Source organism: Burkholderia sp. MR1-5-21 (genome assembly GCF_053427715.1).
In genome coordinates this window covers 401836-428399 of the sequence record NZ_JBSAXD010000002.1, presented here as the reverse complement: position 1 = coordinate 428399, position 26564 = coordinate 401836, and the positions used below count along the sequence as shown (strand labels likewise).

General features: G+C 68.0%; 21 protein-coding genes. 10 read left to right on the top strand and 11 right to left on the bottom strand.

Features of this window, described 5'->3' with window-relative positions; translation table 11 throughout:
* Positions 1 to 29: 29 nt before the first annotated feature.
* Positions 30 to 2897, bottom strand: coding sequence for a valine--tRNA ligase (locus ACV229_RS04480; protein WP_448081908.1), 2868 nt, complete (start codon positions 2895 to 2897; stop codon positions 30 to 32).
* Positions 2898 to 3076: 179 nt separating this feature from the next.
* Here ACV229_RS04480 and ACV229_RS04475 point away from each other — a divergent pair, with 179 nt between their 5' ends.
* Positions 3077 to 5437 (top strand): UvrD-helicase domain-containing protein, encoded by a 2361-nt coding sequence (locus ACV229_RS04475; protein ID WP_448081907.1) that lies wholly within the window; start codon positions 3077 to 3079, stop codon positions 5435 to 5437.
* Entirely contained in the window at positions 5434 to 6228 is a 795-nt protein-coding gene (locus ACV229_RS04470) for a 5'-methylthioadenosine/adenosylhomocysteine nucleosidase (protein WP_448081906.1), read from the top strand. Before ACV229_RS04475 ends, ACV229_RS04470 begins: the two co-directional genes overlap by 4 nt.
* Positions 6229 to 6300: 72 nt before the next feature.
* Here the strand turns inward: ACV229_RS04470 and ACV229_RS04465 are convergent, their stop codons facing one another.
* Positions 6301 to 7551 carry an MFS transporter gene (locus ACV229_RS04465; RefSeq protein ID WP_448081905.1) on the bottom strand — a complete coding sequence of 417 codons (1251 nt, stop codon included), beginning with the start codon at positions 7549 to 7551 and terminating at the stop codon, positions 6301 to 6303.
* A gap of 418 nt (positions 7552 to 7969) precedes the next feature.
* Between ACV229_RS04465 and ACV229_RS04460 the strand changes: the two genes are divergently transcribed.
* The gene (locus tag ACV229_RS04460; RefSeq protein ID WP_448081904.1) at positions 7970 to 9613 is read left to right on the top strand and encodes a methyl-accepting chemotaxis protein; all 1644 of its coding nucleotides are present in this window, start codon (positions 7970 to 7972) and stop codon (positions 9611 to 9613) included.
* A 260-nt stretch (positions 9614 to 9873) separates the two neighbouring features.
* Positions 9874 to 10896, top strand: coding sequence for an EpsG family protein (locus ACV229_RS04455; RefSeq protein WP_448081903.1), 1023 nt, complete (start codon positions 9874 to 9876; stop codon positions 10894 to 10896).
* A gap of 46 nt (positions 10897 to 10942) precedes the next feature.
* Here ACV229_RS04455 and ACV229_RS04450 read toward each other — a convergent pair whose 3' ends face one another.
* The 4 genes from ACV229_RS04450 to ACV229_RS04435 are packed head-to-tail and all read right to left on the bottom strand — an operon-like array spanning position 10943 to position 15860.
* Complete coding sequence (locus tag ACV229_RS04450) at positions 10943 to 11821, bottom strand: efflux RND transporter periplasmic adaptor subunit (protein ID WP_448081902.1); 879 nt, start codon at positions 11819 to 11821, stop codon at positions 10943 to 10945.
* A gap of 23 nt (positions 11822 to 11844) precedes the next feature.
* Complete coding sequence (locus ACV229_RS04445) at positions 11845 to 12048, bottom strand: DUF1656 domain-containing protein (protein WP_205799289.1); 204 nt, start codon at positions 12046 to 12048, stop codon at positions 11845 to 11847.
* Complete coding sequence (locus tag ACV229_RS04440; protein ID WP_448081901.1) at positions 12045 to 14243, bottom strand: FUSC family protein; 2199 nt, start codon at positions 14241 to 14243, stop codon at positions 12045 to 12047. The genes ACV229_RS04445 and ACV229_RS04440 overlap by 4 nt, the downstream gene beginning before the upstream one ends.
* Positions 14244 to 14258: 15 nt before the next feature.
* Positions 14259 to 15860, bottom strand: coding sequence for an efflux transporter outer membrane subunit (locus ACV229_RS04435; protein WP_448081900.1), 1602 nt, complete (start codon positions 15858 to 15860; stop codon positions 14259 to 14261).
* Positions 15861 to 16017: 157 nt separating this feature from the next.
* Between ACV229_RS04435 and ACV229_RS04430 the strand changes: the two genes are divergently transcribed.
* Both ACV229_RS04430 and ACV229_RS04425 read left to right on the top strand, forming a co-directional pair.
* Positions 16018 to 16959: a LysR family transcriptional regulator gene (locus ACV229_RS04430; protein WP_448081899.1), complete on the top strand. Its 942-nt coding sequence runs from the start codon at positions 16018 to 16020 to the stop codon at positions 16957 to 16959.
* Positions 16960 to 17075: 116 nt separating this feature from the next.
* Positions 17076 to 17231, top strand: coding sequence for a hypothetical protein (locus tag ACV229_RS04425; protein ID WP_448081898.1), 156 nt, complete (start codon positions 17076 to 17078; stop codon positions 17229 to 17231).
* Positions 17232 to 17255: 24 nt separating this feature from the next.
* Here the strand turns inward: ACV229_RS04425 and ACV229_RS04420 are convergent, their stop codons facing one another.
* The 4 genes from ACV229_RS04420 to wrbA are packed head-to-tail and all read right to left on the bottom strand — an operon-like array spanning position 17256 to position 20638.
* On the bottom strand, positions 17256 to 18140 hold the full coding sequence (locus ACV229_RS04420) for a metallophosphoesterase (protein WP_448081897.1): 885 nt from the start codon (positions 18138 to 18140) through the stop codon (positions 17256 to 17258).
* 26 nt (positions 18141 to 18166) lie between these two features.
* The gene (locus ACV229_RS04415) at positions 18167 to 19588 is read right to left on the bottom strand and encodes an FAD-binding oxidoreductase (protein ID WP_448081896.1); all 1422 of its coding nucleotides are present in this window, start codon (positions 19586 to 19588) and stop codon (positions 18167 to 18169) included.
* Positions 19589 to 19637: 49 nt separating this feature from the next.
* The gene (locus ACV229_RS04410) at positions 19638 to 20039 is read right to left on the bottom strand and encodes a DUF2069 domain-containing protein (RefSeq protein ID WP_448081895.1); all 402 of its coding nucleotides are present in this window, start codon (positions 20037 to 20039) and stop codon (positions 19638 to 19640) included.
* Positions 20036 to 20638, bottom strand: coding sequence for an NAD(P)H:quinone oxidoreductase (gene wrbA / locus ACV229_RS04405; RefSeq protein WP_448081894.1), 603 nt, complete (start codon positions 20636 to 20638; stop codon positions 20036 to 20038). The genes ACV229_RS04410 and wrbA overlap by 4 nt, the downstream gene beginning before the upstream one ends.
* 97 nt (positions 20639 to 20735) lie before the next feature.
* On the opposite strand from wrbA, the gene ACV229_RS04400 reads away from it, so the two are divergent.
* Positions 20736 to 22076: a YihY family inner membrane protein gene (locus ACV229_RS04400; protein WP_448081893.1), complete on the top strand. Its 1341-nt coding sequence runs from the start codon at positions 20736 to 20738 to the stop codon at positions 22074 to 22076.
* Between the two features lie 49 nt (positions 22077 to 22125).
* Here the strand turns inward: ACV229_RS04400 and ACV229_RS04395 are convergent, their stop codons facing one another.
* Positions 22126 to 22443: an Mpo1-like protein gene (locus tag ACV229_RS04395; protein WP_448081892.1), complete on the bottom strand. Its 318-nt coding sequence runs from the start codon at positions 22441 to 22443 to the stop codon at positions 22126 to 22128.
* Positions 22444 to 22657: 214 nt separating this feature from the next.
* Between ACV229_RS04395 and ACV229_RS04390 the strand changes: the two genes are divergently transcribed.
* From ACV229_RS04390 to aroC, 3 genes are all read left to right on the top strand, one after another.
* Positions 22658 to 23122 (top strand): CBS domain-containing protein, encoded by a 465-nt coding sequence (locus tag ACV229_RS04390; protein ID WP_448081891.1) that lies wholly within the window; start codon positions 22658 to 22660, stop codon positions 23120 to 23122.
* A gap of 152 nt (positions 23123 to 23274) precedes the next feature.
* A complete protein-coding gene (locus ACV229_RS04385) occupies positions 23275 to 25209 on the top strand; it encodes an MFS transporter (protein ID WP_448081890.1) in 1935 nt (644 codons plus the stop codon).
* 154 nt (positions 25210 to 25363) lie between these two features.
* A complete protein-coding gene (gene aroC / locus ACV229_RS04380; RefSeq protein ID WP_448081889.1) occupies positions 25364 to 26464 on the top strand; it encodes a chorismate synthase in 1101 nt (366 codons plus the stop codon).
* Positions 26465 to 26564: the final 100 nt, after the last annotated feature.

The following is a 26564-nucleotide window of genomic DNA, read 5'->3' as shown; positions in this document are numbered from 1 at the left end:
ATAGTGAACGCAAATGACCTTACCGTTTGTTACGCGGGCAGCCGTTCGAGCTGGGCGCTGAGTTTCGCCAGCGTGCTCTGGAATTCGGCGAGCCGTTTCTGCTCCTGCTCGACCACCGCGGGCGGCGCTTTCGCGACGAACGCCTCGTTGCCGAGCTTCGCGTTGCACTTCACGATCTCGCCCGTCAGGCGCGCGACTTCCTTCGACAGGCGCTCGCGTTCGGCCGCAACGTCGATTTCCACCTTCAGCACGAGCTTGTTCTGGCCGACGATCGCGATCGGCGCGCCATGCGCTTCCTTGTCGAGCGCGGCTTCGTCGGCGAGGATCTGCACGTCGGACAGGCGGGCGAGGGCCTGCACGTACGGCGCGAATGCACGCAGGCGATCGGCTTCGCCCGCTGCGAGCAGCGGCACCTTCGTCGCCGGCGACAGGTTCATCTCGCCGCGCAGGTTGCGGCATGCGTCGATGATCGCCTTCAGGTCGGCCGCCCATTGTTCGGACGCCTCGTCGATCTTCTTCAGGTCGGCGACCGGGTACGCCTGCGTCATCAGCGACGCTTCGCCCTCGGCCTTGCCTTGCGGATAACGGCCCGCGAGCGGCGCGACCTTCTGCCACAGCGCTTCGGTGATGAACGGGATGACCGGGTGCGCGAGGCGCAGCACCGTTTCCAGCACGCGCAGCAGCGTGCGGCGCGTCGCGCGCTGCTGCTCGGGCGTGCCGTTCTGGATCTGCACCTTCGCGAGTTCGAGGTACCAGTCGCAGTATTCGTCCCAGACGAACTTGTAGATGCTGGTCGCGATGTTGTCGAAGCGGTAGTCGGCAAAGCCCTTCGCGATGTCGGCCTCGGTGCGCTGCAACAGCGACACGATCCAGCGGTCGGCGGCGGAGAAGTCGAGGTAGCCGCCCGGGCCGCAGTCGCCCGCGCCGCAGGCTTCCGGCTTGTCGAGCCCGCAGTCGTGGCCTTCGCAGTTCATCAGTACGAAGCGCGTCGCGTTCCACAGCTTGTTGCAGAAGTTGCGGTAGCCTTCGCAGCGCGCGAGGTCGAAGTTCACGTTGCGGCCGAGCGTCGCCATCGACGCCATCGTGAAGCGCAGCGCGTCGGTGCCGAACGCGGCGATGCCGTCCGGGAATTCCTTGCGGGTCTTCTTCTCGATCGTCGCGGCCTGCTTCGGGTTCATCAGGCCCGTCGTGCGCTTCGCAACGAGCGCCTCGAGGTCGATGCCGTCGACGATGTCGATCGGGTCGAGCGTGTTGCCCTTGCTCTTCGACATCTTCTGGCCTTCCGCATCGCGCACGAGCCCGTGCACGTACACGGTGTGGAACGGCACCTTGCCCGTGAAGTGGGTCGTCATCATCACCATCCGGGCGACCCAGAAGAAGATGATGTCGAAGCCCGTGACGAGCACCGACGACGGCAGGAAGTGCGCGAGCTCCGGCGTCTCGTTCGGCCAGCCGAGCGACGAGAACGGCACGAGCGCCGACGAGAACCACGTGTCGAGCACGTCCTCGTCACGCCTGAGCGCGCCCGTGTAGCCGTTCGCGGCGGCCTGCGCGCGCGCTTCTTCCTCGTTGCGCGCGACGAACACTTCGCCGCTTTCGCCGTACCACGCGGGGATCTGGTGGCCCCACCACAGCTGGCGCGAGATGCACCAGTCCTGGATGTTCTCGAGCCACTGGTAATAGGTGGTCGTCCAGTTTTCCGGCACGAACTTGATCTGGCCGCTGCGCACGGCGTCGAGCGACACGTCGGTGATCGACTTGCCCGGGTTGAACGTGCCTTCCGGCGCGGGCTTCGTCATCGCGACGAACCACTGGTCGGTCAGCATCGGCTCGATCACGACGCCCGTGCGGTCGCCGCGCGGCACCATCAGCTTGTGCGGCTTCACGGATTCGAGGAAGCCCTGCGCATCGAGGTCGGCGACGATCGCCTTGCGCGCGTCGAAGCGGTCGAGGCCGCGGTATTGCACGGGGCCGTTGTCGTTGATCTTCGCGTCGAGCGTCAGGATCTCGATCGGCGCGAGGTTGTGGCGCAGGCCGACCTGGTAGTCGTTGAAGTCGTGCGCGGGCGTGACCTTCACGACGCCGGTGCCGAACGCGAGGTCGACGTAGTCGTCGGCGATCACCGGGATCTCGCGGTCGGTCAGCGGCAGCTTCACGAACTGGCCGATCAGGTGCTTGTAGCGCTCGTCTTCCGGATGAACCATCACCGCGACGTCGCCGAGCATCGTCTCGGGACGGGTCGTCGCGACGGTCAGCGTGCCCGAGCCGTCGACGAGCGGGTAGCGGATGTGCCACAGGTGGCCGTTTTCCTCTTCGCTCGCGACCTCGAGATCCGACACGGCCGTCAGCAGCACCGGATCCCAGTTGACGAGGCGCTTGCCGCGGTAGATCAGGCCCTGTTCATAGAGCGTGACGAACACGTCGCGCACGGCGGCCGACATCTTGTCGTCCATCGTGAAGTATTCGCGCGACCAGTCGGGTGACGCGCCGAGGCGGCGCACCTGGCCCGTGATCGTCGAGCCGGACTGCTGCTTCCATTCCCACACGCGCTCGACGAACTTTTCGCGGCCGAGGTCGTGGCGCGACACGCCCTGCGCATCGAGCTGGCGCTCGACGACGATCTGGGTTGCGATCCCCGCGTGGTCGGTGCCCGGCACCCACAGCGTGTTTTCGCCGAGCATCCGGTGATAGCGGGTGAGGCCGTCCATGATCGTCTGGTTGAACGCGTGCCCCATGTGCAGCGTGCCCGTGACGTTCGGCGGCGGCAGCTGGATCGCGAAATCGGGGCGGCCCGGATCGAAGGCCGGGGCTGCGTAGCCGCGTTTTTCCCACTCGGGCCCCCATTGGGCTTCGATGGTGTGGGGTTCGAAACTCTTCGCCAGCGTGCTGTCGCTCATGGTCGGAAATCTGCTGAAAATTGCGTGAATTGGATACGTAAACTGGCAATTATAAATGGATGCGCATCGGCCGGTCACCGGCAGGCGCGCCGATGGGTCGCGCAGCGGCGGCGTCGGCAACGTGCGCGGCGGATTTATAATGGCGGGTCCGCATTCTTACGCTCGTCCGTTGCCACTCCATGCCCGATCTGCTCGCCAATCTCAACCCTGAACAATATGCGGCCGTCACGTTGCCGAACGAACCGGCGCTGATCCTCGCGGGGGCGGGCAGCGGCAAGACGCGGGTGCTGATCACGCGGATCGCGTGGCTGATCCGGCAGGGCTATGCGTCGCCCGCGACCGTGCTCGCCGTCACGTTCACGAACAAGGCCGCGCGCGAGATGATGGCGCGCCTGTCGGCGATGATGCCGATCGACACGCGCGGCATGTGGATCGGCACGTTCCACGGCCTGTGCAACCGGATGCTGCGCGCGCATTACCGCGACGCGGGCCTGCCGCAGACGTTCCAGATCCTCGACACGGCCGACCAGCTGTCGGCGATCAAGCGGCTGATGAAGGCCGCGAACATCGACGACGAGAAGTATCCGCCGAAGAACGTCCAGTACTTCATCAACAACGCGAAGGAGCAGGGGCTGCGGCCGGACAAGGTCGACGCGACCGACAGCTTCAACCGCAAGTTCGTCGAGATCTACCAGGCGTACGACCAGCAGTGCCAGCGCGAAGGCGTCGTCGACTTCCCCGAGCTGCTGCTGCGCTGCTACGAGCTGCTCGCGCACAACCCGCCGCTGCGCGCGCATTACCAGGCGCGCTTCAAGCACATCCTCGTCGACGAGTTCCAGGATACGAACAAGCTGCAGTACGCGTGGCTCAAGCTGCTCGCGGGCGGCCAGAACGCGATCTTCGCGGTCGGCGACGACGACCAGTCGATCTACGCGTTCCGCGGTGCGAACGTCGGCAACATGCGGGACTTCGAGGACGAGTTCCGCGTGCGCAACCTGATCAAGCTCGAGCAGAACTACCGGTCGCACGGCAACATCCTCGACGCGGCGAACCAGCTGATCTCGAACAACGCGCACCGGCTCGGCAAGAACCTGCGCACCGACGCCGGCCACGGCGAGCCCGTGCGCGTGTACGAGGCAACGACCGATTCGCAGGAGGCCGGCTGGATCGTCGAGGAGGTCCGCTCGCTGATCAATACCGGGATGGCGCGCAGCGAGGTCGCGATCCTGTACCGCAGCAACGCACAGTCGCGCGCGATCGAGCACACGCTGATGACCGCGGGCATTCCGTATCGCGTGTATGGCGGGCTGCGCTTCTTCGAGCGGCAGGAGGTCAAGCACGCGCTTGCGTACCTGCGCCTGATCGACAACCCGAGCGACGACACCGCGTTCGCGCGGGTCGTGAACTTCCCGGCGCGCGGCATCGGCGCGCGCTCGATCGAGCAGCTCGCCGACGCGGCGCGCCTGTACGGCTGCGCGATGGCCGCGGCGATTCCGTACGTGACGGGCAAGGCCGGCACGAGTCTCGGCGCGTTCGCGAACCTGATCGCGAAGATGCGTGCCGACACGCAGCAGATGAGCCTGCCCGAGACGGTCGAGTATGTCGTGCGCGCGAGCGGCCTCGCCGATTTCTACCAGGGCGAGCGCGAAGGCCAGGATCGCCTCGAGAACCTGCAGGAACTCGTCAACGCGGCAACGGCATTCGTCAGCGAGGAAGGCTACGGCCTCGACACGCCGGCCCGCTCGATCCCGTTGCGCGCCGGCGCGATCGCCGCGCCGGAAATTACCGCGGCGCCGGATGGCGCGGCGGCCGACGTGCTGGACCCGGCCGCGCTCGGCGATCCGTCACAGAACCCCGATACGATGACGCCGCTCGCGGGCTTCCTGTCGCACGCGTCGCTCGAGGCCGGCGACAACCAGGCGCAGGCCGGGCAGGACGCGGTGCAGCTGATGACCGTGCACGCGGCGAAGGGGCTCGAATTCGCGGCGGTGTTCATCACCGGTCTCGAGGAAGGGCTGTTCCCGCACGAGAACAGCGCGATGGAAGCCGCCGGGCTCGAGGAAGAGCGGCGCCTGATGTACGTCGCGATCACGCGCGCGAAGGAGCGGCTCTACCTGTCGTTCGCGCAGAGCCGGATGCTGCACGGGCAGACGCGCTACAACGTGCGCTCGCGCTTCTTCGACGAACTGCCGCAGCACGTGCTGAAGTGGCTGACGCCGAAGGTCGAGGCGGGCTCGCGCTGGGGCGGCCGCGCCGACAATGCAGGCTGGGGCCGCGACTGGTTCGCGCGGCCGGGCGGCTCGCGCGAGCAGATCGTCGACGCGGCTGTGTCGGCGCCGCTGCCCGCGTTCGCAAACCAGCAGCGTGCGGCCGACAGCGGTTTCAGGGTCGGTCAGCAGGTGTTCCACAACAAGTTCGGCGAAGGCACCGTCACCGCGCTCGAAGGCAGCGGTGCGGATGCAAAAGCCCAGGTGAAATTCAAGCGGCACGGCGAGAAATGGCTCGCACTCGCGGTCGCAAAACTACAGGCGGTTGAATGAGCGCATACACGACTTCTGCTTTGTCCACCCGGCCGCTCGGCATTCTCGCCGCGCTGCCCGAGGAACTCGGCGACCTGATTGCCGAGATGCGTGCAGAGGGCACGGTCAAGACGGTCACGTTCGGCCGTCGCGACTATCACGTCGGTTTCGTGCGCGGCGCGGCATGCGTCGTCACGCTCGCGCGGATCGGCAAGGTCGCGGCCGCCGCGACGGTCAGTGCGCTGATCCACGTGTTCGGGGTCGCGGGGATCGTATTTACCGGGGTCGCCGGCGGCGTCGCGCATGCGGTGCGGGTCGGCGACGTCGTCGTCGCGGACACGCTGATGCAGCACGATCTCGATGCGTCGCCGCTCTTTCCGCGCTACGAGGTGCCGTTGCTCGGCATCACGCATTTCGCAGCCGATCCCGAGCTGAGCGCCCGGCTGAAGACCGCGTGCGCGCAGTTCATCGCCGAGGAGGGCGGCGTGCTCGCGGACCGTTTCCGGCTCGCCGGCGCGCAATTGCGCAGCGGGCTCGTGATCAGCGGCGACCGCTTCGTGTCGAGCGAACGGGAAGTCGTCGCATTGCGCGACGCGCTGCCCGACGCGCTCGCGGTGGAGATGGAGGGCGCCGCGATCGCGCAGGTGTGCGTCGAGCACAACGTGCCGTTCGCGCTCGTGCGCACGATCTCCGATACCGCCGACGATCACGCGACCCAGTCGTTCTCGCACTTCCTGTCGGCGATCGCGGGCACCTATTCGACCGGCATCCTCAAGCGTTTCCTGGCGCTGCATGCGGCGACGGCGGCCTGAGGGCCGCCGCCGTTCGCGAATCCGTGATACCCCGGCACGCATCGACGCGCGCCGGCGGCAACCGCACTCCCGTCACGCCTTCTTCTTGCGCAGGCTCCCTTCGAGATCCGGCAGGAACACCGTCAGCACGCCGATGAGCGGCAGGAACGAGCACACCTTGTAGACGAACGCGATGCTCGTCGCGTCGGCGAGCTGGCCGAGCACCGCGGCGCCGACGCCGCCGAGACCGAACGCGAAGCCGAAGAACAGCCCCGCGACCATGCCGACCTTGCCGGGCATCAGTTCCGTCGCATAGACGAGGATGGCCGCGAACGCCGAGGCGAGCACGACGCCGATGATCACGGTCAGCACGCTGGTCCAGAACAGGTTCGCGTACGGCAGCAGCAGCGTGAACGGCGCGACGCCGAGGATCGACACCCAGATCACGTACTTGCGGCCGATGCGGTCGCCGATCGGCCCGCCGATCAGCGTGCCGGCGGCGACGGCCGCGAGGAACACGAACAAGTGGAACTGCGCGGCCTGCACCGACAGGTGGAACTTGTCGATCAGGTAGAACGTGAAATAACTGTTGATGCTCGCAAGGTAGAAATATTTCGAGAACACGAGCAGCACCAGCACGCCCATCGCGGCCATCACGCGGCCGCGCGGCAGCGTCGCGTGGGCGGCGTGCGCGGCCTTCTTCTTGATCGACGGATGCTTCTTGTACCAGTGGCCGATCTGCGTGAGCACGACGATCGCGACGAGCGCAGCCGCCGAGAACCACGCGATGCTGTGCTGGCCGTGCGGAATGATCACGAGCGCGGCGAGCAGCGGCCCGAGCGCGGAACCCGCATTGCCGCCGACCTGGAACACCGACTGCGCGAGCCCGTGCTGGCCGCCCGACGCCATCCGCGCGACGCGCGACGACTCGGGATGGAACACCGACGACCCGCAGCCTACCAGCGCGGCGGCAACCAGCAGCACCGGAAAGCTCGGCGCGACCGACATCAGCAGCAGCCCCGACAGCGTGAAGCCCATCCCGACCGGCAGCGAATAAGGCTGCGGGCGCTTGTCGGTATAGAGGCCGACGATCGGCTGCAGCAGCGACGCGGTGATCTGGTAGGTGAGCGTGATCAGCCCGATCTGCGCGAACGACAGCGCGAACTGGCTCTTGAGCATCGGGTAGATCGCGAGGATCAACGACTGGATCATGTCGTTGAGCATGTGCGAGAAGCTGATCGCGCCGAGCACCGGGTAGACGGTGCTCGATGCGGGAGCGGCGGGCGGCTGGGCTGTCGCCGGCGCGACTTGGCCGGCGGCACGCGTGTCGAGGCTGGTTTCCATGTGAGCTGAGCGAGTTGAGGTTGGGGCGCGCTCTGGGCGAAACGGCGCGTTGGAATCGTTGCAGCGTCAAAGAAGTCTAATGTGGCGCGTGGCGAATGTCAGGCCAACTTTTATCGCAAATCGGACATCTGTCCCGAAAATCGAGTTCCGAACGCCTTTTTGGCCGGCTATAACGCTGGCGGCGCGCGGTGTGGCGTGCGGCGTCGTACCGGATGCGCGTTTTACCGGACTCAAGGAATGCCGCCGGCCGCCGTTGAACCGACGCAACGACAGACGCAATCGCCGTCGCGATAACAAGACGAACGCGCCGATCCTGGCGCTGGCCGCGCGTCAGGCCGGACGCGCGGACGGCGGGCAGCCAGTGTGGTAACGCCGGAACCGACCTTTCCGGCGGCAAGGTCAATACGGGGACATATCGATGAAAGCAGCTTCACTGCGCCCGCAGGCGGGCGCTCCGGCCGCGATGAAGAACGACGGCGCCGCGCGTGCACGCCAACCCTGGAGCGTCAAGGCGACGCTGCGTGCCGCGTTCGCGGTGCTGCTGGCCGGCACACTCGCGATCGGCGTGTTTTCGCTCGCGCAGATCAACCGGCTGAACGGCTCGATCGCGTCGGTCTACGAGCAGGGACACGTTGCGAGCCGCGCGGCGGAGGAGGTCCGGGCCGAGATGCTGCGCGCGAGCCGCGCGCAGAAGTCGCTGCTGACCGCCACGACCGCGAAGGAGCGCGACGAACTCGGCGCGGAGATCGATGCGGGACTCGCATCGATCGGCCGCGCGCTCGGCACGCTGCAGCGCTACGCGGATCCGGCCGACGCGGACGATTCGGCGCGGCTGCGCGCGTTCGCGTCGGCCGTCGGCACGTGGAGCGGGCATCTGCGCGACTTCGTCACGCTGGTGCGCGCGCAGCCGCTCGACCTGTCGCAGATGAACTGGCAGGTCGGCACGCAGGACGTGTCGCTGCTCGTCGAGACCGGCAAGCTCGAAAAGCTCGTCGCCGATCTCGTCAAGACGCGCGGCGCGAAATCGAAGGCGACGCTCGATGCATCCGCAACGATCTTCTCGTCGTCGGTCGCGATGATCGCCGTGATGACCGTCGCATTGTTCGTGCTCGCGTTCGTGATCGCCGAGCGCGTCGTGCGCCGGCTCGTCGCGCAGCTCGGCGGGGAGCCCGCGTACGCGAAGGCGATCGCGGCAGGCATCGCGAGCGGCGACCTGACCCGGACGATCGCGCTCGGCCGGCACGACCGCGACAGCATGGTCCGCGCGCTGTCCGACATGCAGGCGGGGCTTGCGGCGACCGTCGGCGAGATTGCCGTCAGCGCCGAGGCGATCGCGGCCGCGTCCGGCGAGATCTCGATGGGCAACCTCGACCTGTCGCAACGCACCGAACAGCAGGCGGTTGCGCTCGAGCGGACCGCGGCCAGCATGGAGCAGCTCACGTCGACCGTGCGCCAGAACGCCGAGAACGCGCGGCAGGCGAGCGCGCTCGCGGCGAACGCGTCGGCGGTGGCGGAGGCGGGCGGCGAGGTCGTCGGCCGGGTCGTCGCGACGATGAGCGAGATCGACGACAGCGCGAAGAGCATCCGCGACATCATCGGCGTGATCGAGGGCATCGCGTTCCAGACCAACATCCTTGCGCTGAATGCGGCCGTCGAGGCGGCGCGCGCCGGCGAGCAGGGGCGCGGCTTCTCGGTGGTCGCCGGCGAGGTGCGCTCGCTCGCGCAGCGCGCGGCGACCGCCGCGAAGGAGATCCGCTCGCTGATCGGCGCGTCGGTCGAACGGGTCGCGAACGGCGCGGCGCTTGCGCACGACGCCGGCCGCACGATGGACGACATGGTGCGCGCGGTGAAGCGCGTGACCGACATCATGGGCGAAATCTCGGCCGCGTCGAGCGAGCAGAGCGCAGGCATCGACGAGATCGGCCGCGCGGTCACGCAGATGGACGCCGGCACCCAGCAGAATGCGGCGCTCGTCGAGCAGGCGGCGGCCGCGGCGCATGCGCTCGACGAGCAGGCGCAGTCCCTCAAGGCGCTGGTCGGGCGCTTCCGGTACGCGGCGTGACGGGGGCACACGCACGCGTTTGATCGCGCGACGCCGTTTGTGTCGCGCCAGCGCGGCCGTGTCCGGCGCGCCGATACCAACGCCCGTGACAGCAGCACGACCTATAGCACGCACGATCATGTCGATCAGGGACAAAACCAGCAGCCACGGCGCACGTTATCACTTACAATGCGCGTCCGATTTGACGGGGGCAGTGGCTGCGTGGGGGCCGCGCATCGCGATGGGTGCGGGTGGCGGCAGGCGAGCCGATCGACATAAGAATGATCGTTTATCTGACGGGGTATCTTTGCGTGTTCGCGGCGGCGCTGATCGGGACGCGCGCGCGCGTCGCAAGCTGGCGCTGGCTTGCCGCCGGCATCGCGCCGGCTGCGGTGATTGCCGTGCTTCGCGGGAGCACGGGCACCGACACGGCAGCCTATCTCGAAATGATCGAGGGCATCTGGACCGGCAACGTCGTCAACGTTCCGCGCACGCTCGAGCCCGGGTTCGCCTGGCTCGTGCGCGCACTCGAATGGGCCGGGCACGACCCGCACATCACGGTCGCGATCATTACGCTGCTGATCGTGGTCGCATGCGTCGTCGCGTTCGGGCGGACCGACGAGGACGCGCTTGTGTTCGCAACGCTGATCTTCCCGTTGTTTTTCTACGATATGGCGATGAGCGGCCTGCGCTATGGCCTCGCGTTCTGCCTCGCCAAGATCGCATCGGATGCATGGGACCGGCGCCGGCGCGGCACGTCGATCGCACTAGCGGTTGCGGGCGTCGGCATGCACGTATCGGCGGTATTGCTGGTCGTGCTGCTGCAGATCAGGCGGATGCGCGCGCTACGCTACGTAGGGCTCGTCGTGGCAATCGCTGTGGTCGTCGCGGCGACGCATCTGCAGGCGCTGCTCGCGAAGATCGGCTTCTATGCGGCGTTCACGCCGCCCGCGCAGATGTCGGGCACCGCGCCGCTCGCGCTTGCGCTATTGGCGTTGGCAATGGGCGGCGGCCTGCTCCGGCGCGTGCCGCGCACACTGGTTTTCCTGTTCCTGTGTGAAATTGCGAGCTTCCTGCTGTCGCGGATCAGCTACGCGGGCCTGCGTTTCCAGTGGCTCGTGCTGTTCGCGATGGGCTGCCAGTTCGTGCCGCTGCTGCGCGTGCCGAACGTGAACCGGCGCTGGGTGACCATTGCGCTCGTCGTGCTCGGCGCGATCGGCTTCGCGCTGCGGCTGCGCAACATGCTGGGGGAGTACGGGATCGGCCCGTCGCCGTTCCTGCCTTACCGGTTCTTCTGGAGCTGACGCGGCCGCGCGGACATGCCGCCGCGGCCGCGCACGGCCCTGCGGCCTACGACTTCTTCTGCTTGCTGTCCGGATCGATGACGACCGTGCACGTCGTGCCGGCCGACAGCAGCACACCGTCCGGCACCTCGTCGATCTTGATCCGCACCGGCACGCGCTGCGCGAGGCGCACCCAGTTGAAGGTCGGGTTCACGTCGGCGACGAGATCGCGGCTTTGCGGGTTGTCGCGATCGTAGATGCCGCGCGAGATGCTCTCGACGTGGCCCTTCAGCACGCCGCCGCTCATCAGCCGCATTTCGGCCGGCGCGCCGAGCTTCACGCGCGGCAGCTTCGTTTCCTCGAAATACCCGTACACCCAGAATGAATGGCTGTCGACGATCGCGAGCTTGGCCTGGCCGGCGGTCGCGTAGTTGCCCTTGAACGTCTGCAGGTTCGTGATGTAGCCGTCGACCGGCGCGACGACGCGTGTGCGCTCGAGATTGAGCTTCGCAGCGTCGAGCGCGGCAAGCGCCTGCTGGTACTGCGCATCGGCGCTCGATGCGCTGTGCGCGGCGTTCTCGCGGTTTTCCTTCGACACGACGAGCGCATCGAGGTCCGCGCGGCGGGCTGCGTCGTCGCGCCGCATCTGCAGTTCCGCGCGGCGGGCGGCGACGGCGGCCTCCGCCTGTTCGACCGCGATCTGGTAGTGCGACGGGTCGATCTGCATGATCAGGTCGCCTTTCTTCACGAGCTGGTTGTCGTGCACCGGCAGCTCGACGATCGCGCCCGACACGTCCGGCGCGACGTTGACGATGTCGGCGCGCACTCGCCCGTCGCGGGTCCACGGATCGTCCATGTAGTGCACCCATAACGAGCGCCCGATCAGAATCGCGACGATGAGGATGACGGCTGTCGCGACGAAGCCGAAGAGTTTTCGCAGGATCATGATTCTTCTATATCAACGCTATTTCAACGATAAACGGCGAGGCTGAGTCCGCCGCAGATGCAGACGAGGAGGCACGCCCGGAACAGCGACGGGTGCCAGACGAGACGGTAGAGCCCGGTGTAGGCGAGCAGGCGGTCGACTGCCCACGTGCCCAGCGCGCCGACGACGAACATCAGCACGACCGTGGGCATGTAGGCATCGAGAATGGCGATTTCACGCGGCATCATGACGAGGCTCCTTGTTGGGGACGCGCGGGGCGGTTGCGGTTCAGCGCCGCGAGCGGCGATTCCTGATCGAGCAGCGCAGTGCGCACGAAATGCAGGTGGCTCAGGATCCGCTGCAGCCGGTGGCGTTCGTCGCGCGGCGGCGCGAACGCGACGAGCGCCTGCTGGGTCGCGTCGATCGCGGCCGCGGTCGCGGCGAGCGTCGCGTCGAAACGGGCCGCGGACGGTTTCGTGAACAGCGCGGACAGCGCGGCGCGCATCGTCTCGATCGCGCGGCGCCACGGCATCGACGGCGCATAGCGCGGGTCGGCCGGCAGTGCCGCAAGCTCGTCGCGCAGGTCGATCGTCGCGTTGCCCGTCTCGAGCACGGCGAACATCCAGCGCAGCGCGTCGCGCTGCACGTCCGGCTGGTCGGCGGAAATCGTATGCGCCTGGTACATCAGGTCGCGCGCGCCGCTCTCGAAGCGCGTGCGCAGGCCGGCGAGCCGCGCGTGGCAGGCCGCGACGGCCTGGTGGCGCAGGTCCGCGAACAGGCGCTTCTTGAGCCATGGCGCGCTCGGCGGGAACAGCACCGCGAACGCGATCGCCGACACGAGCATCGACAGCACGAGTGCGAGCGCGTCGTTCATGAAGCCGCTCGGATCGTAGTGCACCAGGTTTTCCGGGCCCGCGAGCGTACAGAAGAAGATGCAGTAGCCGACGCCGTAGCCGGCCGTCTTCGGCTTCATCGTCAGGTACAGCCCGAGCGCGAGGAACGGCGCGAGCCCGACGCACAGCATCACGAAGCCATCGATGCGCGGATAGACGCCGAACATCGTGATCAGCCCCATGAACGACGCGAGCACGGTGCCCATCGCCATCTGGTACGCCATCGTGGTCGGCCGCGGCATCGACGACGCGAGCGCGCAGACGGCCGCCGCGTTCAGCACCATCGTCACGCCGTTCGGCCAGGCGCTCTGGATCCAGAACCAGCCGAGCACGAGCATCACGGTGGCCGTGCGGATGCCGGCGATCAGCGCGGCGGTCGCGTTCGTGCGCGGCTCGTAGCGTTCGATCCAGCGTTCGCGTTCGTGCGTCGCGGTCGCGAGCGACGCGTAGGTCGCCGCATACGCGTGCAGGTCGGTGATGAAGCGGTACAGCAGTTCGGCGGCGGTGTCGAAGTCGAGCAGCGGGACGTCCGACTGCGTCGCGAGCGCGGCGCGCGTCGCGCGGATGCGGCGCGGCAGCGCGTCGCGCCACGCGAGCAGCTTTTCGGCCGCGTGCGCCGCATCGGCCGACGTGCGCACCGGTTCGCCGCCGCGCGTGAGCAGCGGCGCGATCTCGCGGAAATACGGCTCGATCGCGTCGATCGCGGCCGTGGCGCCGGCCGCGTGCAGCCGGTTCATCAGCTGATGCAGCGCATGGAAGCGGCTCGACGCGCTCATGAACTCGCTGTTCAGGCGCGCGAGGCGGCCGCTCCTCATCCGCGTGTCGGGATTCTCGAACACGGCCATGCTGCGCGCGGCCTCGAAGCCGACCACGTCGGCGACGAAGCGGGTATGCACGCTTTCGATGTGCGCGCGGTCGAGCTGGCCGGACAGCGCGGACGCGACATAGTCGACGAACGCGCCGAAGCGCCGGCGGACCGTCGTGCGCATCTGCTCGCCGGTGTACTGCGGAAACACGAGCGCGCTGACGACGCCGGCCGACAGGATCCCGACCACGATCTCGGCGACGCGGGTCATCGCGGTCATGAACGCGCCGTCCGGGTGCTGCGACGCGGGCAGGCCGATCAGCGCGGCCGTGTAGCCGGCGAGCAGGAAGCCGTAGCTGCGGAAGTTGCGGTTGCGTGCGGCGCCCGCCGTGCACATCGCGACCCACAGTGCGACGGCCAGCAGGAACAGCGTCGGCTGCTGCGGAAACAGGCCGACGAACGCGAGCGTCGCGACGAGTCCGAAGAAGGTGCCCATCAGCCGGTAGAAGCTCTTCGCGAGCACGGCGCCGCTTTGCGGCTGCATCACGATGAACACGGTCGTCATCGCGGTCTTCGGCGCCGGCAGGTCGAGCCGCATCGATACGCCGAGTGCGATGAACGCCGCGAGCAGCGCCTTGACGAGATAGAGCCACGCGACGCCGTCGGTGCGGGCCCAGTCGCCGACGGCGACGAGCCAGGCCGAAAGCGGGCGGCCGGCGGATGTGGAGGCGGAGGAGGCTGACATCGCGCAGGCTCCGCGTTATCGGGCGGCCGGCGCGCTGGCCGCAGCGGCCACCGCACCCGCCACTACTTGAGTGGACGGCGCGGCGGCCGAACGTGCGGCGCCAGTCGCCGGCGTGTCCGACGCGACAGCGCCGGCGGGCGCCTTGGTGCCCGATGCTTGCGCACCCGGCACATCTTCACCCGTCTCGACGCCGCCGCCGAGCGCCGCCATCAACTGCGCATGCGCGGCAAGCCGTTCGGCGTCGATCCGGGCGCCCGTTTCCTGCGCACGCAGCAACTGCTGCTGCGCGACCAGCACGTTCACGTAGTCGGTCAGCCCGCGCCGGAAGCCCTCGCGCGACAGCTGATAGCTGCGGTCGTTCGCGGCGACCGAGCGCGCGGCGTCCTTCTGCTGCGTGTCGAGCGAGCGGATCCGCACGACCTGGTCGGCGATATCCTTCAGCGCGCCGACGATCGTCTGGTTGTAGTGCTCGACGGCCTGGTCGTAGCCGGCCGACGCCGCGCCGAGCTGCGCACGCAGGCGCCCGCCTTCGAAGATCGGCAGCGACAGCGCGGGGCCGGCAGTCCAGCCGCCGTTCATCGCGCGCAGGAAGTCGGCGAACGGCGCGGTCACGCCGAAGCCGCCGACGGTCGCGAGCAGGTCGATGTTCGGGTAGAACGCGGCCTTCGCGACATCGATGCCGCGCGCCTGCGCGTCGACCGTCCAGCGCGCCGCGACGACGTCCGGACGACGGCCGAGCAGGTCGGCCGGCATCGCGGACGGCAGGCCGGCCGGCGCATCGAGCGCGAGCTTCGGTCGCGTGATCGAATCGCCGGCGCCCGGGCCCTTGCCGGCGAGCGCGGCGAGCTGGTGGTGGGCGAGCTGGATGGCTTCCTCGTACGAATCGATCTGGCGCTCGTAGTCGGGCAGCGACGATTCCGCCTGGCTGACCTCGAGCTGCGTGCCGATGCCGGCCTGCAGCCGCTTGCGCGCGAGATCGGCGACCGCGCGCTGGCGCTCGAACGTCTCGTGCGCGAGGTCGAGCAGCGCGTAGTTCATCGACAGGCCGATGTACGCGCGCACGACATTGACCTCGAGTTCGAGCCGCGCGGCGCGGGCGTCGGCCGCGGTCGCATGCGCGACGTCGAGCGCACGCTCGGTCGCGTTCCTGTCCTTGCCCCACAGGTCGAGGTGATATGACAGGCTGAGCGTGCCGGTGTTGTTCCAGGTGTCGTTGTTCGCGAGCGGGCCGGGGCCGTAATACACGTTGTCCGGCCAGTGCTCGCGCATCAGCGACAGGTTGCCGTTGATCTGCGGCAGTTCGGCCGAGCGGGCGACGCGGGCCATCGCCTGCGCCTCGCGCACGCGTGCCTGGGCGGCCGCGAGCGACGGGTTGCCGGCCTGCGCGGCGGCGATCCACGCGTCGAGCTGCGGATCCTGATAAGCGCGCCACCAGTCGGCGGCGGGCCAGCCGGCGTCGCGGTCGGCCGCGCGAATCGCGGCACCGGCGTCGAGCGACGCCGGGTCGGTCTGCGTGGACTGCGGCTTGTTGTCGCCCATGCTCGCGCATCCGGTCATTATTAATGAGACTGCAAGAACCGCGACTGCAAGCGTCCCTTTTATTGCCGGAGACTGCACGATTTTCTCCCTTTCGGATATAGATGAGCCGAAGGGGATTATATTTTTCAGTGATTCCTGAATAAACGGACAACGGTGCAAGTCATTTTTACAGTAGCTGAGACAATATTTGTGCGCCTCTGTGCAACAATCCTCCCGGATTCAAACGGGTAATGGCATGGATACGTTACAGAACATGCGGGTATTCGTCCGCGTGGTCGACGCGGGGAGCTTCACCGCGGCAGCACAGCAGATGAATTCGACGACCGCCTATGCGTCGCGCGCCGTCTCGGACCTGGAGGCGCACCTGCGCACCCGGCTCCTGAACCGGACCACGCGCCGGATCGCGCTGACCGAGGCCGGCGAGCGTTATCTGCAGCGCTGCGAGCAGATTCTCGCGTACGTCGACCAGGCGGAAGCGGAGGCGAGCGACGCGCATGCGCGCCCGTCGGGCAAGCTGAAGGTGCATTGCTTCACGAGCCTCGGCCAGCACTACACGGTGCCGGCCGTGTCGCGTTATCGCGAACGTTATCCGGACGTGCACGTCGATCTGACGCTCGCGCAGCGGATGCCCGACCTGCTCGACGAGGGCTACGACGTCGCGATCGTCGTCGGCCGCGACCTGCCGGACTCGGGGCTCGTGTCGCAGCGGCTCGGCGAAAGCTACAGCGTCGTCTGCGCGTCGCCCGGGTACCTCGAGCAGCACGGCGTGCCGCAACGGCCGCAGGACCTCGCGCAGCACGTCTGTCTCGGCATGGTCGCGCCCGGTTTTCACTTCGACGAATGGACGCTGTCGGGGCCGAGCGGCGACGAGCGCATCGCGCTGTCCGGGCCGCCTTTCCGCGTGAACGTCGCCGAGGCGCTCGCGGTGGCCGTGCGGGAAGGGATGGGGATCGGCGTGCTGCCGCTGTACTCGGCGATCGCCGGGCTGCGCAACGGCAACTTCGTGCGCGTGATGCCCGAATACCGGTCGCACGTGATGAGCATCTACGCGCTGTATCCGTCGCGCCAGTATCTCGACGCGAAGATCCGGACCTGGGTCGATTTCCTGCGTGACGAGTTGCCGGCGACGCTCGAAGCCGACGAGGCCGCGCTCGAGCGGTACACGCGCGCGACATGATGTCGCGTCCTTACGCAATCTAACGAGATTTGTCGTTCGCGCAACACTTTTTTACCTTCGTCCGGCGGACAGTTTGATACTGTCTGATCCAGAGTGATCTGCAACACGGAGAAGCAATGGATACGCACCTGATGATCGGCCTTGGAATCCTGTTCGGCGTGATCGGCGCCGTCGCGTCGCGCGACCTGCTGCGCGCGATGAAGGCGCGGATGCAGCCGTTGCCGGTCCGCGTGCGCTCGGCGTCGGAAGCCGCCCGCCGCCTCGGGCGCTGAAGCGCCCGCCTACCCCTCACGCCGTCATTGCTGCCGCTCGGCGGGGACCGTCCCACGGATGGCGGCCCCGCCGACCGTCACGACCTTGTCCCACGCGAATGCCGTGTTTTCCCGCGCACCGGTGCGCCGGCGTATGTAGCCGCGCGGATTGCAGACGACGCGCGTGCCGTCCTCCGTCACGTAATCGAATGACGTGTGCGTGTGCCCGTGCACCCAGAGTGCGACCGGCGGGCGCACGAGTTCCGCCAGATCGCAGACGAATCCTGCCGACACCGGATCCTGCGCGTAACGCTCGGCGAGCGAACGCCGGTGCGGCGCGTGATGGGTGACGACGATCGTCGTGCCCGCAAACGGGGTCGCAAGCTGCGCTTCGAGCCACGCGCGCGAGCGGCGGTGCAGCGCAAGCGCATCGGCCGGCGTGAAATCCCGTTCGGCGCCGCGTTCCGGCGCAGCGTCGCCCGCATGCAGCGCCGCGTCGTGCGGCCACGTCACCTGGATCAGCCCCTTGAAATCGAGCATCACGCGCGACGCCGCGTCGATTGCGAGCGCGATGCTGGCGTCGTCACCGCCGAACAGCGCGAAGTCGGTCCACAGCGTCGTGCCGAGCACCCGGAAGCGCCCGGCGGGATCGACGTACACGTCGTTGTTCAGGTAATGCACGTTGTCGAGCGCACGCGCCGCGTCGCGCATCGCCGCTTCGAGCGCACCGAACTCGCCGTCGTAATACTCGTGATTGCCCGGCACGTAAATGACGGGCACATCCGGGTCGAACGTCTCGGCCGCCCAGCGCAGGCCCTCCGCATGGTTGTGGATGTCACCCGCCAGCACGACGAGATCCGCGCCGGCGTGCGGGATGACTTCGGGGACATTGCCTTCGAGATGCAGGTCGGACAGCACGCGGACTTTCACGGACGTTGCTCCGGGAGGGGGTGTCTTCAGCGTAGCACTTTGCCGGGGTTCATCAGGCCGTGTGGATCGAGCGCGGCCTTCAGCGCGCGCATCAGCCCGATTTCGACCGGCGACTTGTAGCGCTGCGCGTCGTCGATCTTCAGCTGGCCGATGCCGTGTTCCGCGCTGATCGTGCCGTGGTGGCGGTGCACGTTGTCGTAGACGACGCGGTTGATCGGCGCCTGGTATTCGGCGAGGAACGCCTTCGGGTCGCCGCCGTCGGGCGTCTGCACGTTGTAGTGGAGGTTGCCGTCGCCGAGATGGCCGAACGTCACCATCCGTGCGCCGGGCGCCGCCTGCTGGATCGCCGCGTCGGTCTCGTCGATGAAGCGTGCGATCGACGAGATCGGCACCGCGATGTCGTGCTTGATGTTGAGCCCTTCGTCGGCCTGCGCGAGCGGGATGTGTTCGCGCAGGTCCCAGAACGCGCGCGATTGCGCGAGATTCTCCGCGACCACCGCATCGACGACGATGCCGGCCTCGAACGCTTCTTCCATCAGCTTCTCGAACAGTGCTCGCGCATGCGCTTCGCTTTCGTTGTCCGACAGTTCGAGCAGCACCGTCTGCGGATGCGTCTGCTCGAACGGATAGCGCAGTTGCGGATAGTGCTTGCCGACGAGCTGCATGCAGAAATCCGACATCAGCTCGAAGCCGGTCAGGAGCGGCCCGGCCGCGCGCTGCGCGAGCGCGAGGAAGTCGAGCGCCGCATGCGGCGAGTCGAGCGCGGCGAGCGCGGTGACCTGCGCGGCCGGCAGCGGATGCAGCTTCATCACGGCTGCGGTGATGATGCCGAGCGTTCCTTCGGCGCCGATGAAGACGTCGCGCAGGTCGTAGCCGGTGTTGTCCTTGCGCAGCCCGCGCAGGCCGTCCCAGATCTCGCCTTGCGGCGTCACGACCTCGAGCCCGAGGCACAGCTCGCGCGCGTTGCCGTAGCGCAGCACCGCGGTGCCGCCGGCGTTGGTCGCGAGGTTGCCGCCGATCGTGCAGCTGCCCTCGGCCGCGAGGCTCAGCGCGAACAGCCGGCCGGCGTCGCGCGCGCGTGCCTGCACGTCGGCGAGGATCACGCCGGCGTCGACGGTGATCGTGTTGTTGTGCGGATCGAGCGCGCGCACGCGATTGAGGCGCGCGAGGCTCAGCACGGCCTGGCCGCCGCTCGCGTCGGGCGTCGCGCCGCCGGCGAGGCCCGTATTGCCGCCTTGCGGCACGAGCGCGACGCCGTGCGCGTTCGCGAGCTTCACGAGCGCCGCGACGTCGGCGGTGTTCGCGGGCTTCAGCACTGCGCAGGCGGCGCCCTTGTAGCGGCGGCGCCAGTCGGTCAGGAACGGTTCGGTGTCGTGCGGGTCGGTCAGCACGTAGTCGGCGCCGATCGCCTCGCGGCAGGCGGAGACGAAAGCTTCGGAAGAATTCATGACGTTCGGTCGCTCAAAGGGCAAGAGGCAGTCAGGGCGTTCGGGGCGCTCACGGCGCCGCGCGCTGCTTTTTCGCCGCGCGTTTGAATGGCGCGACGTACGCAAGCGCCGCCGCGAAGAAGCCGACGGCGAGCGCGGTCTCGCACCAGCCGAGCGTCGCGGACAGGCCGCGATCGGACATGCCGCGCACGACGCCTTCGGCGAAATAGACGAGGATCAGCATGCTCGCCCATTGCATCGTGTAGATGTTACGCCGCCAGACGCCCGGCAGCGCGAGCGCGAGCGGCACGGCCTTCAGCATCAGTGCGGACCCGCCGGGGCGCAGCGGGGCGAGCCACAGCTCCCATGCGAGCGACAGAGCGATCAGTGCGACGAGGCATGCGGCGGCGGCCTGCGCGCAGCGCGGCCGGGCGGCGACGGCGGGATCGTGGGCAGCGGCGGGCCGATTCATGCGGCGGCGAGGGCGGCGGCCGCGCGGGCCAGCCGCGCGCCGAGCGCGGCGGCGAGCGCCTTCTCGTCGGCGGACAGCCCGGCGGGCGCGGCGCGCTCATGCCGCGACACGTGCGACGCGCCGTACGGCGTGCCGCCCGTCTGCGTCGTGGTGAGTGCGGATTCGGTGTACGGGATGCCGACGATCATCATCCCGTGATGGAGCAGCGGCAGCATCATCGACAGCAGCGTCGATTCCTGGCCGCCGTGCAGGCTGCCGGTCGACGTGAATACGCACGCGGGCTTGCCGGTCAGCGCGCCGGACAGCCATTGCGGCGTCGTGCCGTCGAGGAAATACTTAAGCGGCGCAGCCATGTTGCCGAAGCGGGTCGGCGAGCCGAGCGCGAGGCCCGCGCATTCTTCGAGATCGCGCAATTCGGCGTATGGCGGGCCGTCGTCCGGGATGTCGGGCGCGCTCGCCTCGCAGACGGTGGACACGGGCGGCACGGTACGGATGCGCGCCTGCATGCCCGGCACGCTGTCGACGCCGTTCGCGATCGCGAGCGCGAGGTCGCGCGTCGCGCCGTGACGGCTGTAGTAAAGGACGAGGATGTCTTTCATAGGCCCCTGAATTGAGCGGCTATTATAGGGGCTGAAGCCGCCGCGCAGCGTGGCGGCGCGCGCCGTGCCGCGCGTGGCATGAAGAAGGAGAAGCCGTTTGCCGAAGCTGAGCGTCGATCTCGACACCATCAAGCGCCTCGCGCGCTTTGCGGCGAAACGCAGCGCCGAGGACCGCATCCCGCAAGTGGCGGGCAGCCTCACGTTCACGACGATGCTGGCGCTCGTGCCGCTCGTGACGGTCGCGTTCGCGCTGTTCACCGCGTTCCCGATGTTCGCGTCGTTCCAGATCTCACTGCAGGGGTTCCTCGCCGATCACCTGATGCCCACGCAGTTCAACATCCAGATCTTCAAGTACCTGAACCAGTTCGCATCGAAGGCGAAAGGCCTGACGACGGCCGGCCTGATCGTGCTGGTCGTCACGTCCGTGATGACGATGATGACGATCGAATCCGCGTTCAACCTGATCTGGCGCGTGCGCAAGCCGCGGCCGTTCGCGCAGCGGGTGCTCGCGTACTGGGCGCTGATCACGCTCGGGCCGCTGCTGTTCGGCGTGAGCCTGTCGATTTCGTCGTACCTGTTCACGCAGTCGCTCGCGTTTGCCGGTGCATCGTCGACGCCGCCCGTCGTCGATTGGCTGCTCACGTTCGCGTCGCTGCCGCTGACGGTGCTCGCATTCACGCTCCTTTACATTTTTTTGCCCAACTGCACGGTTGCATGGCGCGACGCGGTGATCGGCGGCCTGTTCGCGGCGATCGCGTTCGAGCTCACGAAGCGCGGCTTCGGCTACTACGTGCGCCGGATTCCGACCTACACGGCCGTGTACGGCGCGTTCGCCGCGCTCCCGGCGTTCCTGCTGTGGATGTACCTGAGCTGGTTCATCGCGCTGCTGGGCGCAATGCTGACGTCGGCGCTGCCGGCGATCCGCGTCGGCCAGTTCCACCGCGTCCATTACCCGGGCAGCGACCTGCTCGACGCGCTGGAACTGCTCGCGCGGCTTGCCGAGGCGCGCGCGGCCGGCAAGCCGGGCCATTCGGCGGTGCGGCTCGCGACGATGCTGCGCTGCGACATCGAGACCGCGCAGCGGTTGCTGGCATTGCTGGAGGAGCGCGAGTGGATCGCGCGGCTGGAGGGCGGCAACGGCGCGGCGCGCTACGTGCTGCTGGCGAACCCCGAGCAGCTGACGCTCGCGCAGCTGTTCGACGTGCTGGTGATCGACCGCACCGAACTGACCTACCAGTTGCAGCGGCGCCGCACCCACGTCGACGGCGCGGCGCTGCTCGACGTGCTGTCGAGCGACCGCTTCGACGTATCGCTCGCGTCGCTGATCGCCGCGCACCGGCACGCGGGCGCGCATCCGGCCGCTGCGGTGGCCACGCCCGCACCCGCGCAGGTACCGGACCCGGCGGACCCGCACGCGAGTCCGCACCGCACGGCTTAAGCCCGCGCCGTCGGCGCTCGGCGGGCGGGTGCAGGCTGCGAAGGCGGGGTTACAGCGGGATCTTGCCGGTGCAGATGTCCTTGAACATCACCCAGTCGCCCATCAGGCTGTAGATCGGGTGGCGGAAGGTGGCCGGTCGGTTCTTCTCGAAGAAGAAGTGTCCGACCCAGGCGAACGCGTAGCCGCAGGCGACGGCGGCCGGCAGCCAAGGCCAGTCACCGGTTGCGACCGCCATCGCGACGCAGCCGATCACGCCGAGCGAGCCGATGAAGTGCAGCCGCCGCGACGTCAGGTTCTGATGTTCGTTCAGGTAATACGGGTAGAAATCAGCGAAGCTGGCGAAATGCTCGGTATGCGAATGCGCCATGGCCGTCTCCTCGGGCCGCTGTCCATGGGGTCATTGTGCGGCGAGCGCCGGGTGTCCGCAAGCGGACCGGCTGGAGCGCCGGCTCGACGTTTGCCGCGGGCGTGCGGGGCGGGCAGGGCGCCCGTGGCCGGCCGCGCCGGCCGCCGCTTTCCTTTTGACAGGCTTTCCGATAGGATCGAAAGCCGGTTTTGCATATATGCATGAGGGGACTACGATGCGCGTCAGCGACATTCTGAAAGTGAAGGGCAACACGCTGTTTACGGTGACGCCCGATATGCCGCTGCGCGAAGCGGTCGATACGATGGCCGAGCACGACATCGGTTCGCTCGTCGTGATGGAGTACGGCGATCTCGTTGGAATGCTGACCTTCCGCGAGATCATCCTGCGCCTGCACGTGAACGGCGGCGCGATCGGCGACGTGCAGGTGCGCAAGGTGATGGACGAGCCGCTCACGTGCACGCCGGAAACGGACGTCAACGAAGTGCGCCGCATGATGCTCGAGCGTCACGCGCGCTACATGCCGGTGCTCGACAAGAAGGTGCTGATGGGCGTCATTTCGTTCTACGACGTCGCGAAGACGGTCGTCGAGGCGCAGAGCTTCGAGAACCGGATGCTGAAGGCCTATATCCGCGACTGGCCGGAACCGGAAGCCGAAGCCCACAAGCCGGTCGCCGGCTGAGCGCCGCGCCCGGGCCGCGGCGCGCGGGCGCAATCGCCCGGCGTCGGGCGGCGCGGGCCACGCGGCGAGCCTCCGGGGGCTGCTTTTCCGATGACCATACCAACAACACAGGGCCCGCGCAGCTTCGCCTGGACGAAGTGCGCACATTCGACATGAGCGATCACACGACAGTCTCGTCCGAGCGCGGCAGCGAACGGCGCGCGCACGCTTCCCAGTTCGACCTGCTGCGCGAACGCCGTTTCGCGCCGTTCTTCACGACCCAGTTCCTGGGCGCGCTGAACGACAACGTGTTCAAGATCGGGTTCACGTCGCTCGTCACCTATCACACCGCGCGGTTTTCCGGCGTCGACGCGAAGACCGCCGCATTCCTGATTTCCGCGATCTTCATCCTGCCGTTCGTGCTGTTCTCGGCGACGTCCGGCCAGATCGCCGACAAGTACGACAAGGCGCGCCTCACGCGCTTCGTGAAGACCTTCGAGATCGCGCTGATGCTGATCGGCGCCGCGGGCTTCGTGCTGCACAGCGCGGTGCTGCTGTACCTGTGCACGTTCATGATGGGGATGCACTCGACGCTGTTCGGGCCGGTCAAGTATTCGTACCTGCCGCAGCACCTGGCCGAGCACGAGCTGGTCGGCGGCAACGGCCTCGTCGAGATGGGCACGTTCATCGCGATCCTGATCGGTACGATCGTCGGCGGTGCGGCGGCGGGGCTCGCCGGCAGCGGCGAGACCGTGCTCGCCGTGAGCGTCGTCGCGATCGCGCTCGCGGGGCGGCTGGTTGCGCAGCGCGTGCCGCCGACGCCCGCGCCGCAGCCCGACCTCGTGATCAACTGGAATCCGTTCAGCGAGACGTGGCGCAACCTCGCGCTCGCGCGGCAGAACCGCACGGTGTTCCTGAGCCTGCTCGGCATCTCGTGGCTGTGGTTCGTCGGCGCGACGTTCCTCACGTCGTTCTTCAATTTCGCGAAGGACGTGCTGTCCGCGAGCCCCGATGTCGTCACGATCCTGCTCGCAACATTTTCGGTCGGCATCGGCCTCGGTTCGCTGCTGTGCGAGCGGCTGTCGCAGCGACGTGTCGAGATCGGCCTCGTGCCGCTCGGCTCGATCGGCATCAGCTTCTTCGCGATCGAGCTGTATTTCGCGAGCCATGCGTTGCCGCAGCCGGGGCACCTGCTGTCGGTCGGCGAGTTCCTGGCCGGCGCGCGCCACTGGCGCATCCTCGCCGACCTGTTCCTGCTCGCGATGTTCGGCGGCTTCTACAGCGTGCCGCTCTATGCGCTGATCCAGAGCCGCAGCGCGCCGACGCACCGCGCGCGGATCATCGCGGCGAACAACATCCTGAACGCGCTGTTCATGATCGTATCGGCGGTGATGGCGATGGGTCTCACGAAGGCCGGCGTCGACATCCCCGGCATCTTCCTCGTCACCGCGCTGCTCAACGTCGCGGTCGCGGCGTACATCTACCTGCTCGTGCCCGAATTCCTGCTGCGCTTCGTCGCATGGGTGCTCGTGCACACGTTCTATCGGATCCGCCTCATGCATGCGGAGCGGATTCCGGAAGAAGGGGCGGCCATACTCGTGTGCAACCACGTCAGCTACGTCGACGCGCTGGTGCTCGCGGCCGCGAGCCCGCGGCCGATCCGCTTCGTGATGGACCACCGGATCTTCAAGACGCGTTTCGCGGGCTGGGTATTCCGGCACGCGAAGGCGATTCCGATCGCGCCGCGCCACGAGGATCCGGCCATGCTCGCGCGCGCGTACGACGCATGCAAGGCGGCGCTCGACGAAGGGGAGCTGGTGTGCATCTTCCCCGAGGGCAAGCTGACGAAAACGGGCGACATCAACACGTTCCATCACGGCATCTCCGAAATCCTGCGCCGCACGCCGGCACCCGTGATCCCGATGGCGCTGCGCGGGCTGTGGGGCAGCGTGTTTTCGCGGCACGCCGATGCGCACTGGCCGCGGCCCGTCAAACGGGGCGTGATGAGCCGGCTGACGCTCGCGGTCGGCGAGGCGATACCGGCGGCGGTCGCGACGCCGGAAGCGCTGCAGGCCGCAGTGGCCGAGTTGCGCGGCGCGCGGAAGTAGCCGCGCGAGGGCGGGCGGCATCGCACGGCCCGCGTCGCCGGGACGGCTGGCATAATAACGGCTTACTCATTTTTTCGACCGGCGAACCAGCGATCTGCCCGTTGCGCGACAGGCAGCGTTCGGGTTTGCCTATTTCTCTTTGGGCGGTCCCACCATGTCCGGCAATACCCTCGGCACGCTTTTCACTGTCACGACCTTCGGCGAATCGCACGGCCCCGCGATCGGCTGCGTGATCGACGGCTGCCCGCCGGGCATGGGGCTGACCGAGGTCGACATCCAGGCCGAACTCGACCGCCGCAAGCCCGGCACGTCGCGGCACGTCACGCAGCGGCAGGAAGCCGACGAGGTCGAGATCCTGTCGGGCGTGTTCGAAGGCACGACCACCGGCGCGCCGATCGCACTGCTGATCCGCAACACCGACCAGCGCAGCAAGGACTACGGCAACATCGTCGAGACCTTCCGGCCGGGCCACGCCGACTATACGTACTGGCAGAAATACGGCATCCGCGACTACCGCGGCGGCGGCCGTTCGTCCGCGCGCCTGACCGCGCCGATCGTCGGCGCAGGCGCGGTCGCGAAGAAATGGCTGCGCGAGCGGTTCGGCGTCGAGGTGCGCGGTTGCATGAGCGCGCTCGGCGAGATCGAGGTGCCGTTCGTCGATTGGTCGCACGTGCCCGAGAATCCGTTCTTCGCACCGAATGCGGAGATCGTCCCGCAGCTCGAGGCCTACATGGACGCACTGCGCAAGGACGGCGACTCGATCGGCGCACGGATCGACGTCGTCGCGTCGGGCGTGCCGGTCGGCTGGGGCGAGCCCGTGTTCGACCGTCTCGATGCGGATATCGCGAAGGCGATGATGAGCATCAACGCAGTGAAGGGTGTCGAGATCGGCGCCGGGTTTGCGAGCGTCGCGCAGCGCGGTTCCGTGCATGGCGACGAGCTGACGCCGGGCGGTTTCGTCGGCAATCACGCGGGCGGCGTGCTCGGCGGCATTTCGACCGGGCAGGACATCACGGTGTCGATCGCGATCAAGCCGACGTCGAGCATCCGCACGCCGCGCCGGTCGATCACGAAGGCCGGCGACCCCGCGACGGTGGAGACGTTCGGCCGCCACGATCCGTGCGTCGGCATCCGCGCGACGCCGATCGCCGAATCGATGCTCGCGCTCGTGCTGATCGATCACGCGCTGCGCCATCGCGCGCAGTGCGGCGACGTCGAGACGACGACGCCGAAGATCGCCGGCAGCGCGACCTGACGAACGCGGGCAGGGCGCTTTGTTTGCGCTTTGTCCCCTGTGTCGTCAACATCTTCGATTTGAAATGGAACGGGGCGCTGCGGCAAGCAGCGCCCCGTTT

Coding starts and splice junctions, on each gene's coding strand:
- ACV229_RS04480 (WP_448081908.1), bottom strand. CDS start 2,897: ATGAGCGACAGCACGCTGGCGAAGAGTTTCGAACCCCACACCATCGAA.
- ACV229_RS04475 (WP_448081907.1), top strand. CDS start 3,077: ATGCCCGATCTGCTCGCCAATCTCAACCCTGAACAATATGCGGCCGTC.
- ACV229_RS04470 (WP_448081906.1), top strand. CDS start 5,434: ATGAGCGCATACACGACTTCTGCTTTGTCCACCCGGCCGCTCGGCATT.
- ACV229_RS04465 (WP_448081905.1), bottom strand. CDS start 7,551: ATGGAAACCAGCCTCGACACGCGTGCCGCCGGCCAAGTCGCGCCGGCG.
- ACV229_RS04460 (WP_448081904.1), top strand. CDS start 7,970: ATGAAAGCAGCTTCACTGCGCCCGCAGGCGGGCGCTCCGGCCGCGATG.
- ACV229_RS04455 (WP_448081903.1), top strand. CDS start 9,874: ATGATCGTTTATCTGACGGGGTATCTTTGCGTGTTCGCGGCGGCGCTG.
- ACV229_RS04450 (WP_448081902.1), bottom strand. CDS start 11,821: ATGATCCTGCGAAAACTCTTCGGCTTCGTCGCGACAGCCGTCATCCTC.
- ACV229_RS04445 (WP_205799289.1), bottom strand. CDS start 12,048: ATGATGCCGCGTGAAATCGCCATTCTCGATGCCTACATGCCCACGGTC.
- ACV229_RS04440 (WP_448081901.1), bottom strand. CDS start 14,243: ATGTCAGCCTCCTCCGCCTCCACATCCGCCGGCCGCCCGCTTTCGGCC.
- ACV229_RS04430 (WP_448081899.1), top strand. CDS start 16,018: ATGGATACGTTACAGAACATGCGGGTATTCGTCCGCGTGGTCGACGCG.
- ACV229_RS04425 (WP_448081898.1), top strand. CDS start 17,076: ATGGATACGCACCTGATGATCGGCCTTGGAATCCTGTTCGGCGTGATC.
- ACV229_RS04415 (WP_448081896.1), bottom strand. CDS start 19,588: ATGAATTCTTCCGAAGCTTTCGTCTCCGCCTGCCGCGAGGCGATCGGC.
- ACV229_RS04410 (WP_448081895.1), bottom strand. CDS start 20,039: ATGAATCGGCCCGCCGCTGCCCACGATCCCGCCGTCGCCGCCCGGCCG.
- wrbA (WP_448081894.1), bottom strand. CDS start 20,638: ATGAAAGACATCCTCGTCCTTTACTACAGCCGTCACGGCGCGACGCGC.
- ACV229_RS04395 (WP_448081892.1), bottom strand. CDS start 22,443: ATGGCGCATTCGCATACCGAGCATTTCGCCAGCTTCGCTGATTTCTAC.
- ACV229_RS04390 (WP_448081891.1), top strand. CDS start 22,658: ATGCGCGTCAGCGACATTCTGAAAGTGAAGGGCAACACGCTGTTTACG.
- ACV229_RS04385 (WP_448081890.1), top strand. CDS start 23,275: ATGAGCGATCACACGACAGTCTCGTCCGAGCGCGGCAGCGAACGGCGC.
- aroC (WP_448081889.1), top strand. CDS start 25,364: ATGTCCGGCAATACCCTCGGCACGCTTTTCACTGTCACGACCTTCGGC.